At 60.2% G+C, this 13,970-nt stretch carries 12 protein-coding genes; 6 read left to right on the forward strand and 6 right to left on the reverse strand.

Features of this window, described 5'->3' with window-relative positions; translation table 11 throughout:
• Positions 1-66 precede the first annotated feature (66 nt).
• Genes NKI37_RS21365 through rbsK form a run of 3 tightly spaced genes read left to right on the forward strand, consistent with a single transcriptional unit; the run spans position 67 to position 2,548 of the window.
• Entirely contained in the window at positions 67-1,119 is a 1,053-nt protein-coding gene (locus NKI37_RS21365) for an ABC transporter ATP-binding protein (RefSeq protein WP_023711517.1), read from the forward strand.
• A gap of 42 nt (positions 1,120-1,161) precedes the next feature.
• A complete protein-coding gene (locus NKI37_RS21370) occupies positions 1,162-1,614 on the forward strand; it encodes an RbsD/FucU family protein (RefSeq protein ID WP_352787940.1) in 453 nt (150 codons plus the stop codon).
• Between the two features lie 4 nt (positions 1,615-1,618).
• Complete coding sequence (rbsK, locus tag NKI37_RS21375; RefSeq protein ID WP_352787937.1) at positions 1,619-2,548, forward strand: ribokinase; 930 nt, start codon at positions 1,619-1,621, stop codon at positions 2,546-2,548.
• Positions 2,549-2,959: 411 nt separating this feature from the next.
• On the opposite strand, the gene NKI37_RS31970 is transcribed toward rbsK, so the two are convergent.
• From NKI37_RS31970 to NKI37_RS21400, 5 genes are all read right to left on the reverse strand, one after another.
• Positions 2,960-3,478 carry a YciE/YciF ferroxidase family protein gene (locus tag NKI37_RS31970; protein WP_502897519.1) on the reverse strand — a complete coding sequence of 173 codons (519 nt, stop codon included), beginning with the start codon at positions 3,476-3,478 and terminating at the stop codon, positions 2,960-2,962.
• A gap of 114 nt (positions 3,479-3,592) precedes the next feature.
• Positions 3,593-4,894, reverse strand: a complete 1,302-nt coding sequence (locus NKI37_RS21385) for an O-antigen ligase family protein (RefSeq protein ID WP_352787934.1) — start codon at positions 4,892-4,894, stop codon at positions 3,593-3,595.
• Between the two features lie 285 nt (positions 4,895-5,179).
• Positions 5,180-7,150, reverse strand: coding sequence for an asparagine synthase (glutamine-hydrolyzing) (gene asnB / locus NKI37_RS21390; protein WP_023734115.1), 1,971 nt, complete (start codon positions 7,148-7,150; stop codon positions 5,180-5,182).
• A 70-nt stretch (positions 7,151-7,220) separates the two neighbouring features.
• On the reverse strand, positions 7,221-8,015 hold the full coding sequence (locus tag NKI37_RS21395; protein ID WP_023734114.1) for a class I SAM-dependent methyltransferase: 795 nt from the start codon (positions 8,013-8,015) through the stop codon (positions 7,221-7,223).
• Between the two features lie 46 nt (positions 8,016-8,061).
• Positions 8,062-8,580 carry an NAD-dependent epimerase/dehydratase family protein gene (locus NKI37_RS21400; protein WP_245260018.1) on the reverse strand — a complete coding sequence of 173 codons (519 nt, stop codon included), beginning with the start codon at positions 8,578-8,580 and terminating at the stop codon, positions 8,062-8,064.
• Between the two features lie 402 nt (positions 8,581-8,982).
• Here NKI37_RS21400 and NKI37_RS21405 point away from each other — a divergent pair, with 402 nt between their 5' ends.
• Together NKI37_RS21405 and NKI37_RS21410 are read left to right on the forward strand one after the other, a co-directional pair.
• Positions 8,983-10,113 (forward strand): glycosyltransferase family 4 protein, encoded by a 1,131-nt coding sequence (locus NKI37_RS21405; protein ID WP_023823240.1) that lies wholly within the window; start codon positions 8,983-8,985, stop codon positions 10,111-10,113.
• Positions 10,110-10,949, forward strand: coding sequence for a class I SAM-dependent methyltransferase (locus NKI37_RS21410; protein ID WP_352787931.1), 840 nt, complete (start codon positions 10,110-10,112; stop codon positions 10,947-10,949). The genes NKI37_RS21405 and NKI37_RS21410 overlap by 4 nt, the downstream gene beginning before the upstream one ends.
• Positions 10,950-11,020: 71 nt before the next feature.
• Here the strand turns inward: NKI37_RS21410 and NKI37_RS21415 are convergent, their stop codons facing one another.
• Positions 11,021-12,829: an ABC transporter ATP-binding protein gene (locus tag NKI37_RS21415; RefSeq protein ID WP_245260009.1), complete on the reverse strand. Its 1,809-nt coding sequence runs from the start codon at positions 12,827-12,829 to the stop codon at positions 11,021-11,023.
• 141 nt (positions 12,830-12,970) lie between these two features.
• Between NKI37_RS21415 and NKI37_RS21420 the strand changes: the two genes are divergently transcribed.
• The gene (locus tag NKI37_RS21420; RefSeq protein ID WP_023823239.1) at positions 12,971-13,876 is read left to right on the forward strand and encodes a hypothetical protein; all 906 of its coding nucleotides are present in this window, start codon (positions 12,971-12,973) and stop codon (positions 13,874-13,876) included.
• Positions 13,877-13,970 lie beyond the last annotated feature (94 nt).

Below are 13,970 nucleotides of genomic sequence, written 5' to 3' on the forward strand. Positions count from 1 at the left end.
CGATAACATACCGACTTGCCCTTGCCGTTGGCAATGGCTAGCTTCACCGCGAGAAAAGGGGGGACGATGGCTCAAGTCGCGATCAGCAATGTGGCCAAGGCGTTCGGAACCGTCAAGGTCCTGCACGAGGTCAGCGTCGATATCGCCGATGGCCAGTTCGTGGTGTTGGTCGGCCCGTCGGGCTGCGGCAAGTCCACGCTGCTCAGGATGGTGGCCGGGCTGGAGACCGTCTCCGGCGGCACGATCGCCATTGGCGAGCGCATCGTCAACAATCTGCCGCCGGCCAAGCGCGACATCGCCATGGTGTTCCAGAACTACGCGCTCTATCCGCACAAGACGGTGGAGCAGAACATGGCGTTTGCGCTGAAGCTGCGCAAGACCGATCCAGCCGTGGTCGCCGAGCGGGTCAAGCGCGCCGCCGACATTCTCGACCTCAATCCGTACCTGAAACGTTATCCGCGCCAGCTATCCGGCGGCCAGCGCCAGCGCGTCGCCATGGGCCGCGCCATCGTGCGCAATCCGCAGGTCTTCCTGTTCGACGAGCCGCTCTCCAATCTCGACGCCAAGCTGCGCGTGCAGATGCGCACCGAGATCAAGGAACTGCACCAGCGGCTGAAGACCACCACCATCTACGTCACCCACGACCAGATCGAGGCCATGACCATGGCCGACAAGATCGTCGTCATGCGCGATGGCCGTATCGAGCAGGTCGGCGCGCCATTGGAATTGTTCGACCGGCCGGCCAATCTGTTTGTCGCCGGCTTCATCGGCTCGCCGTCGATGAACCTGCTCAAGGGCGTGGTGCGCAAGGGCGACAAGGTCGAGATAGCGGGCACGCTGTTCCCGATCGCGGCCGGCAGCGCCGCCAAGGAGGGCCAGGCCGTGGTCTATGGCGTGCGGCCCGAGCATCTCGAAATCCATGCCGACGGCGTGCCAGCAAAGATCTCGGTGGTCGAGCCGACCGGTTCCGAAACGCTGGTCTTCGTGCGTTTCGGCGAGGGCGAGATGGTGGCGCTGTTTCGCGAGCGCCACGACTTCAAGCCCGGCGACACGCTCAATCTCAAGCCGCGCCTCGACCAGGTCCATCTCTTCGACGCCGAGACCGGCAACCGGCTCTGATTTCCAATCGACTTTGACCAAACCTGTTTGACGAGGACTGCCATGCTCAAAGGGATCAACCCATTGCTCAATGCCGATGTGCTCCAGGCGCTCAGGGCAATGGGACACGGCGACGATCTGGTCATCGCCGACACCAATTTCCCCGCCGATTCGGTGGCAAAGCAGACCGTGCTCGGCAAGCTGCTGCACATCGACGCCTCGGCGGCCGATGTGGTCAAGGCGGTGCTGTCGCTCTATCCGCTGGACACTTTCGTCGACGATGCGGCCGCGCGCATGGAGCTCGTCGGCAAGCCGGACGAGATCCCGCCGGTGCAAAAAGAGGTGCAGAAGGAGATCGACAAGGCGGAAGGCAAGGCCTGGCCGATGATCTCGGTCGAGCGCTATGCCTTCTACGAGCGCGCCAAGAAAGCCTATTGCGTCATCCAGACCGGCGAGCGCCGCTTCTATGGCTGCTTCGCCTTTCGCAAGGGCGTCGTGCCGCCGGACGCCGAGTAGGGCCATGGCGTCGGGCAAACCTGTCGTCATTCTGGGCGTTTTCGTCGCCGACACCGCCTACCGCGCCGATCGACAGCCGCGCATGGGTGAAACCATTCTTGGTAATTCCTTCAAGCTGGGACCGGGCGGCAAGGGCTCGAACCAGGCGGTGGCGGCAGGCAAGCTCGGCGCGGACGTCACCTTCCTGACCCGGCTTGGCGTCGATGCTTTCGCCGACATGGCCAAGGCGACCTGGGCAGAGGCGAGCGTCAAATCCGCCGTCATCGAGACGCCGCAAAGCTATACCGGCGCGGCCTATATCTTCATCGAGGAGACAACCGGCAACAACGCCATCATCGTCAGCCCGGGTGCGGCGATGCTGATCTCGCCTGAAGACATCGAGGCCAATGCCGGCCTGATCCGTGGAGCCGGCGTCTTCGTCACCCAGCTCGAACAGCCGATCGACGCGGCACTGCGCGCACTCGAGATCGCGCGCGGGGCAGGGGTGACCACCATTCTCAATCCGGCGCCGGCGGCCAAGCTGCCGGACCGCATCTACACGCTGTGCGACTATGTGACCCCCAACGAAACCGAGGCGGAGGAACTGACCGGCATCAAGGTTTCTTCGATCGACGACGCTCGCCGCGCAGCCGACAGCCTGCTCAAAAACGGCGTCGGCTCGGTCATCATCACGCTCGGCGAAAAAGGCGCGCTGCTGCACACGGCCGCTCGGTCCGACCATGTCCCGGTGGTCAATGCCGGCGCAGTGGTCGAAACTACCGGTGCGGGCGATGCCTTCAATGGCGGCCTGGCCGCCGCACTCGCCAAAGGCGTGGAGCCGCTGCAAGCCGTCCGCTTCGCCTGCGCCGTCGCCGGCATTTCGGTGACGCGGCCGGGTACGGCGCCATCCATGCCGACGCTGCAGGAGGTCGAGGCGCTGCTGGCCAAGGGGTGACGTCGTTGCGGGAGAGATCGAATTCAGATCCGACCGGATCTGAATTTCCACATGCAAGACCATGATTCTAGACGATTATGTCACATTTCTCCTGAGGAGAAATGGCGCGAGTGACGGGGCTCGAACCCGCGACCTCCGGCGTGACAGGCCGGCGAAAACGCCTGATTAATCAACGACTGATTCAATTCCTTACGCTCTCGAATTTGCGGGAAAAAGCGCGAAATTGAAACATGCTTATCAGAACTCCTCGTCGTAATCCGCAAGTCATTAACTTCCGATCCTCAGCTTATCGACGACGCGTCCGGGGGGTGCACGATCCTTCTGACGACGACGGGCACTGCGCGCGCGTATTTGTAGCAAGCCGCCAGGCTGAAGCTACACAACCGCCGGGCATGTTACTGCCTCGGATCATTAATTTTTCGCTAGCGTTTGATTAAGCCCCTTAGGGCCGGACGTCTGGGCGTTTTGTAATGCACGGCAATAGCCGGGCGGGCGCCGGTCGCCTCCGTCATGTCGCCGCTGCGCCGCGTCAGGCTTCTTTCTCACCAAGCCCGAAAAGTGTTTTCGAGAACTCCCATATCGTCTCCGCGCAAGGTTTCGCACCAATGCAGCGCGAGAGCTTGGGACAAGGAGCCCGGCATTGATCGCCAGGGCTCCTGAGAGAACGGTAGACTCGGCGTCAGAGTCTCGTCGGTGGCCTTTTCCAAGTGCCAGATTGAGGAGCGACACAGCTTCGTCGCGGCCAAGTTCGGAAGCCCATGTGTTCATCGTGCAAAAGCGCGAAATCTCGTAATGCTCGAGGGCTTGGGAATCAGCTAGAAGGCCGGCATCTAGTGCAGGCGCGCCCTTGTATTCTTCCATGATCTCGGCGCCTTCATCCGTGATGCCGACGATAGCCGCGCAGGTCTTTGCCTGTGGCTTCTTGCCGATCTCTTCGAGAACCTCCGGGGCCTTTTAGCTGCCGTTCAGCATTCGATACGCCCCGAAATCGCGGTCACGCGTCTGGTGCCACCGTCGCCCATTGCTCGCCCAAATTGCAGATCCTTAGCGGGAGAGCGCTTCTGCTCTCACCACTCGCAGGCACGAGATATTTCGGTGTTGGGCGTGATGCACCTTTTTTCTCCGTCGATCAAAAATGGTGGGGCGGGAGATTCGCTCCCTTTTCGCGCCCCCTAAAAGCAGACGCTTCGTTGACTGACCCTTGGGCGAAATTGTCTGCCCGCAAGCCAAGTATGTTCCGGAAACCAACAAGACCATCAGCGTCGAGTCGAGAATATCATGGCCGACAAGGATGCCTGTCATCCCTCCAGCAACGTATATTATGACGGTGACCACCATTATGGTGGCGCCAAAACGTTCCAGCGGATCAGCACTGATGCGCAGGACTCTTGTCGCATTCCGGATCGTCACGACGAATATTGCAGCCAATGTCAGCGCACCTGCGAGTCCGGCCTGCACCAAAGCCGTAAGGAAGCCGTTGTGAAAGTGGTTGAAGCCTTCGGTGGCGCCAAAGCGCTGTTTGAACCCCTGCCTTGAAAGCATCCGGCCGGCGGCCATTCCGTGACCAAAAACGGGCGCTTGGCGAAAGGCATCGAGCCCGACGTCCCACAACCCGACCCGCAACCCGAGCGGCGTGGTATAATCGCCGTTGACGGCGAGGGCATTCCAGTCCTCGAACAGGACATGTGTGCGATCGGCGACAATCGGAGACGTAATTGCCGTGATGATCAATGTCGATGCGCCGGCAATCACCAGCAACTGCTTCATGTCTGATCGGAAGACCCTTTCGCGATGGGTCACAAGCACCGCTACCAGCGCGATGAGCAAGGCCACCCAGACCATGCGCGAGCCCGAGTAGAGTGTCGCCACCACACCGGCAAGCGCGGCGGCCGTGAGCGGCTTCCACGCTTTCTCGACCCCAGACAGAGCACCTGTAAGACACATCATCACGGCCAGGCAGGTGACCGTGGCAAACACGATGGGGTTTCCGGCCCCACCTTCGGGTCTCAGCATCCCAATCCAGTGGTATTGGACGATGGCCAGCACCAGTGCCCCGACACATGCTGCGGCGCTGGCACGAACGGCAGTGCGTGCGAGGCTCTCCTTGTCCATGATGCTCCACGTCGAATAGGAAATCGGGAACAACAGCAAGGTCATCAGGGGCAAGAAATGAGTGGCATCGGCCCGCAGCGTCCCGTTTACGATCGACGCCAGGATCTGGGCGGCGCAATAGGCATAGATGGCAGTGGTCATGGCAAGCATAGGCCGATCAATGTTAAGGCGCCGCCGGCCGGCCGCCAGCAGCGCCAATGACCAGAGCGCGCCGCCATGGAAGACGAAGCTCACCACCGAACCGAATACCGGCGGCGAAAAGAAGCAGGCGATCGAGAAATACTGGTTGACCTGGTCAGTCGTGAAATGGCGACGGAGCGATTTAAACAGGGTTCAATGCCTTTGCTTCGTTGGCTTCCAGGTCCCTGAGGGTCGGTTCGAACGACCCTGGCGCACGTCGGTTCGCCCTCTCCCTCCCGTATAGCTGCTCGCTTTCGCGTCTGATAGTGCCGAACGTCTCGTCCCTTCCGACGGCATGAGCGGCACCGCAAAGACTAAACCGCCCGGGCTCACCACCCATCACGCTGCGATCGCGTTTGAAAATCCCTTGGTCGCTCCCCGCCAGGACTGGAACATCAACACGTCCCAGAGTAGATATTGGTTGTTTTGGTGCCCGGAGAGGTGCTCGAACCAGGCACGCCGGATCGCTTCAGGCCGGAAGAATCCGTCTTCGCGCAGCCGGCGCTCGTCGAGCAACTCCTCGGCCCATTCGCGCAAAGCGCCGCGCAACCATGAATCAATGGGCACGCCGAAGCCCATCTTGGGGCGTTCGACAAGCTCTTTTGGAAGATGCCTGTAAAGCAGCTGTCGCAGAGGCCACTTGGTCTGGCCGCCGGCGCGCAGAATTGAGAGCGGTAGCGACAGCACGAAGCTTATGAGTCGATGGTCGAGAAACGGTACACGTGTTTCAAGACTGACGGCCATGGCGGCGCGATCGACCTTCACCAGTATGTCGTCGGGTAGATAGCTCATAAGATCGATGTACATCATCCGCTCGACGCTACCGGGCAAATCCGGCAACGGTTCCAGGCCGGTCAGCATTGTTGGCGGCTCGACCGCATCCGAGATGATCTCGGTCGGGTCCCAGTGCGAGCACAGGCGACGGTAGACATCGTCCATGGTCCGCAGCGAAAGCACAGACGCGGCTTTGTGGATCATGTCGCCGACGCGTTCGCGGCGCAGGCGTTGCGGGAGGAGCGGCATGATCCCGCCCGCGAGGTTGTTGTAGAGGCCGGCCGACGGCAATGTCGCCAGGCTAGCAGACGCGCGGCGCAGACCGACCGGAATTCGGGACAACTTGTTCCAGAACGCATCGGCGAGCGCGTAGCGGTTGTAGCCTGAGAACAACTCGTCGCCGCCGTCACCCGACAACGCCACGGTAACGCTGCCACGTGCCAGTTTAGAGACGAGGAAAGTCGGGATTTGCGAGGAGTCGGAGAAAGGCTCGCTATAGATGCCCGACAGTTGCGGCACCACGTCGAGCGCGTCGCGCTGGTTGAGATAGAGCTCTGTATGATCGGTGCCGAGATGGCGCGCCACTTGCTTGGCATGGTGCGCCTCGTTGTAGCCGACGTCCTCGAAGCCGATTGTGAAGGTGCGCACCGGCCGCGCACTGATCGACTGCATGACTGCCACGACCGCGGAAGAATCGATGCCGCCAGATAGGAAGGCGCCAAGCGGCACGTCGGCGATCATCTGCCCTTCAAGTGAGCGGCGCAGATGACGCTCGACCTCGTCGACCACCTCTTCAGAGCTGCCCAGGAAAGGCTCGCGCCGGCCTTGCGCTGCGACGTCGCTGGCGCGCCAGTAATTTTCGACGCGCGGCTCATTCATAGGATCGGAGAGGACGAGTAAGTGGCCGGGTCTCAGTTTCCGTATGCTCTGATAGATGCTGTAGGGCGCGGGGATGTAGTTGTGGCGCATCATCAGCGCCAACGCATTGCGGTCTATCTCCGGGCGCCAGTCCGGCAGAGGTTGAAAGGCGCTGAGTTCCGAGGCAAACGCGAAGGCCTTGCCGACACGGCCGTAGTAGAGCGGCTTTTCACCCACGCGATCGCGACCGAGAACCAGAGTTCTTTCACGCCGGTCCCAGACGCCAAAAGCAAACATACCGGCGGCCAGTTCGAGTGCTTTTTTGGTCCCTAGCTCTTCGATTGCGACCAGGAGGACCTCGGTATCGGAATGTCCACGCCACGCATGTACACCAAATTGCTGGTCAAGGTGCGCCCGCATCTCGCCGTGATTGTAGATCTCGCCATTGAAGACAATGACATAGCGGCCTGTGTGAGAGATCATTGGCTGGGCGCCAGCCGAGGACAGGTCGATGATGGCAAGGCGGCGCTGGCTGAGCGCGACGCCCGCCTCGGCGTCGCTCCAGACCCCGTCGCCGTCGGGTCCACGATGTCGGATGTTGTCGGCCATCCGACGCACAGTATGGCCGCCGCCGCTCGTCGCAGCCGCTCCACCCACAATGCCGACGATACCGCACATCCGCCGTTACAGCTCCATATCGGCTTGCCCAAGTTATCCGCGCGTCACCAGACTGGGAAGAAGCCGGTGGCTATAAATCTATCCGCTCGAAACACCATTCACCACAGCCGGTGCCGAAAAGGCCAACTCCCGGCAGCACATTGAAACGCCGATCCGTGCGAAACCCAAGATTTTCCACAGTCCGCTCCAACTCGCTGGCTAACGCGGATTGATAGGGATAGCCGCCAAGCCAGTCGTCGACATCCGCCAGAAATTCCATGCCTCGGCGCGCGCGGTAGTTCCTTACAAACGATATCGGGTCCCGGTGGCGCAGGGTCCTTGCGACCATATAAGCCGAGACAAAGACCGCCTTGATCGGCGGCCGTACCCATCGATGCGAGGCGTAGAACCTCTTTTCGACCGTCCATAGTCCGCACAGCGGCGTCTTAAGATAGATCGCAATACCCAGTCGCCCAGAGCGGCCGACCAAGCCAGCCGCATTGGCGATCGCTGTCCACATATCTCCGGTATGGTGGAGGACCCCCCATGAATAGACGACATCGAACGTGCCGGTGGGCAGCGAGGATCTGTCAAGGATATCGGCCCGCTCAACGGTCCAATCGGCATCGGGTGCAAACCGGGACAGGACGGCCCTGGTCGTCTCCACGCAATCCGCGTCATAATCGAGTGCTGTGACTTTCGCCGCGCCGAGCCGGAGTGCGGCCGCTGAATGCAGCCCCGAGCCGCAGCCGATGTCCAGAAAAGTCATGCCGTTGAGGTCACCCGCCAGTCGACCAAGATCCTCACACGCCCGGTCCAGATGTTCGGCCTCGAAACGCGCGGCAAGCTCGGACCAGTTGCGGCCGAAATCATAGCGCACGTTCATTTGTCGCCCACCTGTCGTCCTTTTTGCGTGGCACCGCCTCTGCGGATCATACCCGATAGTACTCCCGATACCATTCGCAAAGCGGAGAACTCCGACCTCTATTGGAATCCGGCCTGGATCCCGTCGCCTCCTCGAGCGAACTGACCTCGACGAAAGTTGCCGGCACGTCACCCGGCTGCAGCGGCATGGGATTGCGGTTCGCCTTTAGTCGGAGCGCGTTCTCCAGCACCGCGATCAGCCGTTCAGCTGAACTGGCGAACTGCCGTCGATATTGTGGATTCTGAACGGCGCGTTGCTGATCGCCGGATCCGGCGACGCTTTCCCACTGCGGGTTGGGTGTCGCGGGCTGACGCATGGCGCGGACGATGCCTTCGACAATATCGCCGACATAAGTGAAATCGCGCTGCATGTTGCCATGGTTGAAGAAGTCGATCGGCTCGCCAGCGACGATGGCCTCAGCGAAGATGAGCAGGGCCATGTCTGGCCGTCCCCACGGACCATAGACGGTGGAGAAGCGTAATCCTGTCGTGGGCAGTGCAAACAGATGGCTGTATGTATGGGCCATCAGCTCGTTTGCTTTCTTGATGGCGGCGTAGAGGCTGAGCGAATGGTCAGCCGAATCGGGCACTCAAACGGCATGCGCGTGCTGGGGCCGTAGATCGAGCTCGATGACGCATAGACAAGATGGTTCACCGAGGCGTGCCATCCCAGGCCGATAACAGCAATGCGTTCGGACATAGGCAGGTTTCCTCAGGTAGTGAGTCGACGTCCTTGTATGGTAGGCGTTACGTCAATTCAACGACACGCTGTTGCCAAGGGGCAAGTCTCCGCTCGAAAGCAACTCTGAGACACTTTTGGCGAAGCATCTGCTCGATGTTGTGGATAACATGCGCCATGATTGGGTTTTGCGTGTCAAAAATCTACAAGGGTCGAATGGGTCGCGAGCAATCTCCCAAGAAATGACTGCATGAAACGAATCGTCGTCATCGTCAGCGAACCAACGTCCCTCGCAAGCACCAGGGGACACTTGCTTCTTGCGCTGCGCGATTCCGGGTACGAAGTTCATGCCATGGCGCCGGTCGACGCCATGACCATTCGTTGGCTGGCCGAGAACGGCGTCCACTTTCATCCATTGCCAATGGAACGAGCCGGGATTGCTCCGTTCGGCGACACGGTGTTGGCTTTTCGTCTCCACAACCGGCTAAGAAAACTCAAGCCTCAGGTGGTGTTGACCTGTGCAATCAAGCCGATCGTCTACGGCATGCCGGCTGCGTTGCTTGCCGGGATCCAGCGACGGCACGCACTTGTCACCGGCCTCGGCTACGCCTTCACGGACCGGCACAAGTCACCACGCTGGAGGATGGTAAACGCAGTGGCTCGGCTCCTCTATGCCGCAAGCCTTCGGGTTGCCACCACGGTCACCTTCCAGAACGACGACGACCGCAACGACTTCCGTCGCCTTGGGCTGCTCGGGCGGACCCAAGCTAATGTCGTCAACGGCTCGGGAGTCGATCTAGACCGATTCAAAGTCGCGCCACTACCCGATCAGCCGCGATTTCTGATGATTGCACGCCTGCTGCGTGACAAAGGCCTCGCCGAATATCTGGGTGCGGCGACGCTGGTTAGGGCTGTCAGACCTGACGCCCGTTTCCACCTCGTCGGAGATATGGATCCAAACCCCTCGGGGTTTCCATTATCGGAGGTTGAGGAGGCAGTCGCCGGCGGAGCCATCCGTTATCACGGCCCGGTCGAGGACGTCCGTCACATCATCGCGGATACGCGTATCTTCGTGCTTCCGTCGTATCGCGAGGGGACGTCGCGATCGGTTCTGGAGGCCATGGCGATGGGGCGCCCGGTGATCACAACGGATGCGCCGGGTTGCCGGGCGCCAATCGTGCCCGGGGTCAACGGGCTGCTGGTTCCGGTTGGTGCCACCACATCGTTGGCTGAAGCCATGATCCGCTTGATAGACAACCCCGACGAAGCCGTATCCATGGGCAAGAACAGCCGATCGATTGCCGAACAGCGCTATGATATTCAGAAAGTTACAGCTGACATGATGGGCATCATCGAAGGGGGAGTCCGAGCCGCAGGATGACATTCACAGGCAACCCATCGTCGAATCGGTACGAGTTCGGAGCCAATTGGGCGTCGTTCGTCGACAAACACTACTCGACTGAACGTCGGCAGGTGGCGGCCGACAAGCTTCTGTCCTTCCTCGGCAAGCAGAGCCTGGAAGGAATGGATTTTCTCGATATCGGCAGCGGCAGCGGGCTACACTCGCTTGCCGCCTTCGACGCAAAGGCGGATCGGATACATTCCTTCGACTTTGATCCTCTTTCGGTAAGTACCACCGGCAGGCTTCGCAAATTGGCCGGGGACCCGCCGAACTGGGCCGTCGAACGAGGTGACGTTCTCGATGCCGACTATCTTGAGGCGCTGGGCACTTGGAGCTTGGTCTATTCATGGGGCGTGCTCCATCACACTGGCGCCATGTGGCAAGCAATTGAGAATGCTGCACGAAGGGTAGGGCCTGGCGGCCTTTTCTTCATCGCTCTCTATTCGTCGAATGTCGTAACGCCTTCCGCGCAATTCTGGCTCAATGTGAAACGTCGGTACAATTCCGCCAACCCTCGTCAAAGGCGATGGATCGAATGCTGGTACATCTGGCGTTTCGGCCTTGGCAGAAATCCACTTCGGCTGCCAATGCTCCTGAAGCAGATTCGCGAGAAGAAAAAAGGTCGCGGCATGAGTTACATGACCGACGTCCGCGACTGGCTGGGAGGGTGGCCGATGGAGTTCGCCGACGACCAGGCCGTGATCGACTTCTTGAAGCAACGGTTCGATTTCGAAATCGTCAGGATATCCACCGGTGAAGCCTGCACGGAATTTCTCTTCCAGAACCCTGGCAAGGTGCAATCCAAACCGAACTGACGTGGCGGCCTTGCTGCACCGGCGGCGCCAGCCCGATCAGGCACGTTGCCGAACCCGTCCACGCGATGCATTCAAGCGATCTGTCCGCCGGTTGTCGTCGAGATATGCGGCTGGCGGTGTTCAAGGGTTACGATCTCGTCGCAACTTTCAACTGTCGTGAGACGGTGTGCGATGATCAATATTGTCAGATCGGTGGGCAGTTCTCGGATCGCCTCCATGACTGCCGCCTCGGTCTCCATGTCGAGAGCGCTCGTCGCCTCGTCGAAGACGAGCACAGATGCCTGTTTGTACAAAGCCCTCGCGATGCCTATTCGCTGGCGTTGACCTCCCGACAGGCGGACGCCGCGCTCGCCAACACGCGTCTCGTAGCCCTGCGGCAAGCTTTCTATGAAGTCCGCCAACGCGGCCTGCTGCGCCGCGCTGCGGACGCGCTCGTGGTCGGTCCTGGCAGGGTCGATGCCGAAGGCGATATTGTCTGCGATGGACGCATCCGCCAGGAATATGCTTTGTGGCACATGTGCGATCTGTCTTTGCCAGGCACGTCGCGTAGCGCCGTCCAACGTCTGCCCGTCGATCTCGATCGCTCCGCTGGTCGGTTCCAGCAAACCCATGATCAGATCGACCGTCGTGCTCTTGCCGCTGCCGGTCTTGCCTACGAAGCCGACCTTGGTCCCCTTCGGGATTTTGAGATTGAAGCCTTCGAGTATCGGCGGCTGGTCGGAGGCGTAACGAAACGACACGTCCTTGAGTATGATCGCTTGTTCGAATGGCAGGCGCCTGGCTGGAGGCTCGTTCCATTCGGGGCCAAGTGGTGCTTCCAGCGCCTGGAGCACAACTTCGGCGCCGGCAAGATTGCTGAGTATCAACGCCCAATTGCCGTATACAAGCTGCATCGATGGCAGCAGACGCTGGGCTCCCAGCACGAATGTTCCAAGTATTGGCAGTACCTCGCCGGCATTGTTGGATCGGATGATGAGGAAATAGGCGAGGGCCGCGATGATCACCATACCCGCGGCTTCAATCGCGAAACGCGGAGCGCTGGCTGCAAGCGCGTTCGTTGCGTTGGCGCGTTGCAGGCGCAGGTCGAGTTCGCTGTAGCGGGAAAGAAAATATGGCTGTGTGTCGTTGATAATGACATCGCGGATACCGCCCAGCCCCTCCTGTACAGAACGAATGCCTTCGGCCTGCGCGCTAGCGATGATCCGCGCATTCTGCTTGAGGTGTTTTCGGATCACAAGCGACATGGCGAGATACACCGCACCAAAGCCCGCGAAGATAACGAAGGTGATGATCGAACTTAGTATGAAAAGCGCTGCGACGACGAAGACACCGATGATTATGCCGCTGATTGATTGCAACAGTGGCAGCATCACGCCAGCGGTGATTGCTTGTACCTGTCGTAGCGCCGCCAACACCGAACTGGAGTTGCGCGAAACGTGGTAGTTGTAGGGCTGGCGCAGCACTCGGTCATAGACGGTCACGCCCACCTCATGTCCCAGCGAGAAGACGTATGAATTCGTGGCCCAGGTGAGGAGTATACGCACGGCACCGGCCACGATGGCCACTACGGAAAACAAAACCGTGAGCCCGAGCAGGCTGTCAGAAGAGCCGGTCAGCCGAAAGCCTGCAAGCTGACGCGCCAGAAACGACTGTCCGCCAACCGTCTCAGGATTGGCGATGCGCGCAAGAAACGGCAGCAAGGCACCAAGCGTGGCCGCTTCCGCCAGAGCACCGAACACCATCAGGACAAGGAGGCCGAAAAACTGCCTTTGCCGCCGCTGCGATACCTGCCGCCACAAGCGCCGCATTGTGTCGAAAGTGCTGCCCGAGTCTCGGTTTCCGCTCAACGCCAAATCGATGTCCGTATTCAGAGGGCCCAATGCACACGTCCAGCGGGCCACGACAAGCCACAACCGACGTCGACTGGCAATTTATCACAGAAGCGCCGAAGGTGGTCCGTCCACAAATTTCCTCGCAATGGACTAGAAGCCACGGCCGCGACGAGGTGATAGTCTTCGACCATGAATGATGCCTTTGAGATTCGGTATCAAAAGTTGCGGCCAAGCTTAACTGCTGCATTACTGTGCTCATTCGGCTTCTTCTCGGCAGGGGTTGGGGCGGCTTTCCTGCTGTTTGTCTCGGCCTATCCGCTCGGATTGATCAGCGCTTACCCGGCACCACCTGCCGAGGCAACCGAAGGGCCGCTGGGATTCCAGCAGAAGGTGGTGGATGTCGATGACCTCTACCGCGCTACGGACGAACCCATGCAGGCCTATCTCGAGCGCCTGACAAAGGCTGTCGCGGGTGGAATGGTGCATTATTGGACGGTAGGCGACAGCTGGGCGGCGACCGACACGTCCTACACGCGCATCAGCGTTTTTGACAACTACCTGCTCTGGATGCTCAGCTTCCGGCCGCAATATCGCGAAACGCTGCAAAATTATGAGTTTGTAACGCCCCGCAAAGGGCTTGCCCGGGGGTATGGGTTCTGTTCCCAGGTGTCCAAAATCGTCTATTCCATCCTTGCCGATCAAGGCATCGAGGCGACGATCTACAGTGTCCCCCAACACACCGTGGTAGTGTCGAACGGCAATATTCTGGATTCCGACTACGGCGTCTTTGTTCCTCGCTCGCTTGAGGACGTGCAGAGGGAGCCGTCAATCATCGATACCTACTACGCGCAATTCGCGCCGATGTTGCCCCTGCTGAAGACGGCTTATGGTGGGGCTTGGCAACCGGCTGGCACCATAGAGGACTTCGACGGCGTGCGTGCATACGAGGCAAAGTTCGAGCGGCTCAAATGGGCACCGCCACTCGCCCTCCTGGCAACCGGAATGGTGCTTGCCACGTTCGGGATGATGCTGCGGCATCGTGAAGGACGCAGCCCGTCTGCTGCGCGGCAGGCTGGAGCTGATCTTGCCGGCTAGTGACCTTTTGTGGATTGTACGCGCAATACGACTTCTTCTTGCCGGCTCTGGACGCTATGTGGAAGCGGGACGGGCGAGAACAGACGGAGGGGTG

This window comes from Mesorhizobium sp. M0626 (assembly GCF_040320665.1).
GTDB lineage: Bacteria > Pseudomonadota > Alphaproteobacteria > Rhizobiales > Rhizobiaceae > Mesorhizobium.

Bases quoted from the DNA above. Each gene is read 5' to 3' on its own strand.
- NKI37_RS21365 (WP_023711517.1), top strand. From the start codon at position 67: ATGGCTCAAGTCGCGATCAGCAATGTGGCCAAGGCGTTCGGAACCGTC.
- NKI37_RS21370 (WP_352787940.1), top strand. From the start codon at position 1,162: ATGCTCAAAGGGATCAACCCATTGCTCAATGCCGATGTGCTCCAGGCG.
- rbsK (WP_352787937.1), top strand. From the start codon at position 1,619: ATGGCGTCGGGCAAACCTGTCGTCATTCTGGGCGTTTTCGTCGCCGAC.
- asnB (WP_023734115.1), bottom strand. From the start codon at position 7,150: ATGTGCGGTATCGTCGGCATTGTGGGTGGAGCGGCTGCGACGAGCGGC.
- NKI37_RS21395 (WP_023734114.1), bottom strand. From the start codon at position 8,015: ATGAACGTGCGCTATGATTTCGGCCGCAACTGGTCCGAGCTTGCCGCG.
- NKI37_RS21400 (WP_245260018.1), bottom strand. From the start codon at position 8,580: ATGGCCCATACATACAGCCATCTGTTTGCACTGCCCACGACAGGATTA.
- NKI37_RS21405 (WP_023823240.1), top strand. From the start codon at position 8,983: ATGAAACGAATCGTCGTCATCGTCAGCGAACCAACGTCCCTCGCAAGC.
- NKI37_RS21410 (WP_352787931.1), top strand. From the start codon at position 10,110: ATGACATTCACAGGCAACCCATCGTCGAATCGGTACGAGTTCGGAGCC.
- NKI37_RS21420 (WP_023823239.1), top strand. From the start codon at position 12,971: ATGAATGATGCCTTTGAGATTCGGTATCAAAAGTTGCGGCCAAGCTTA.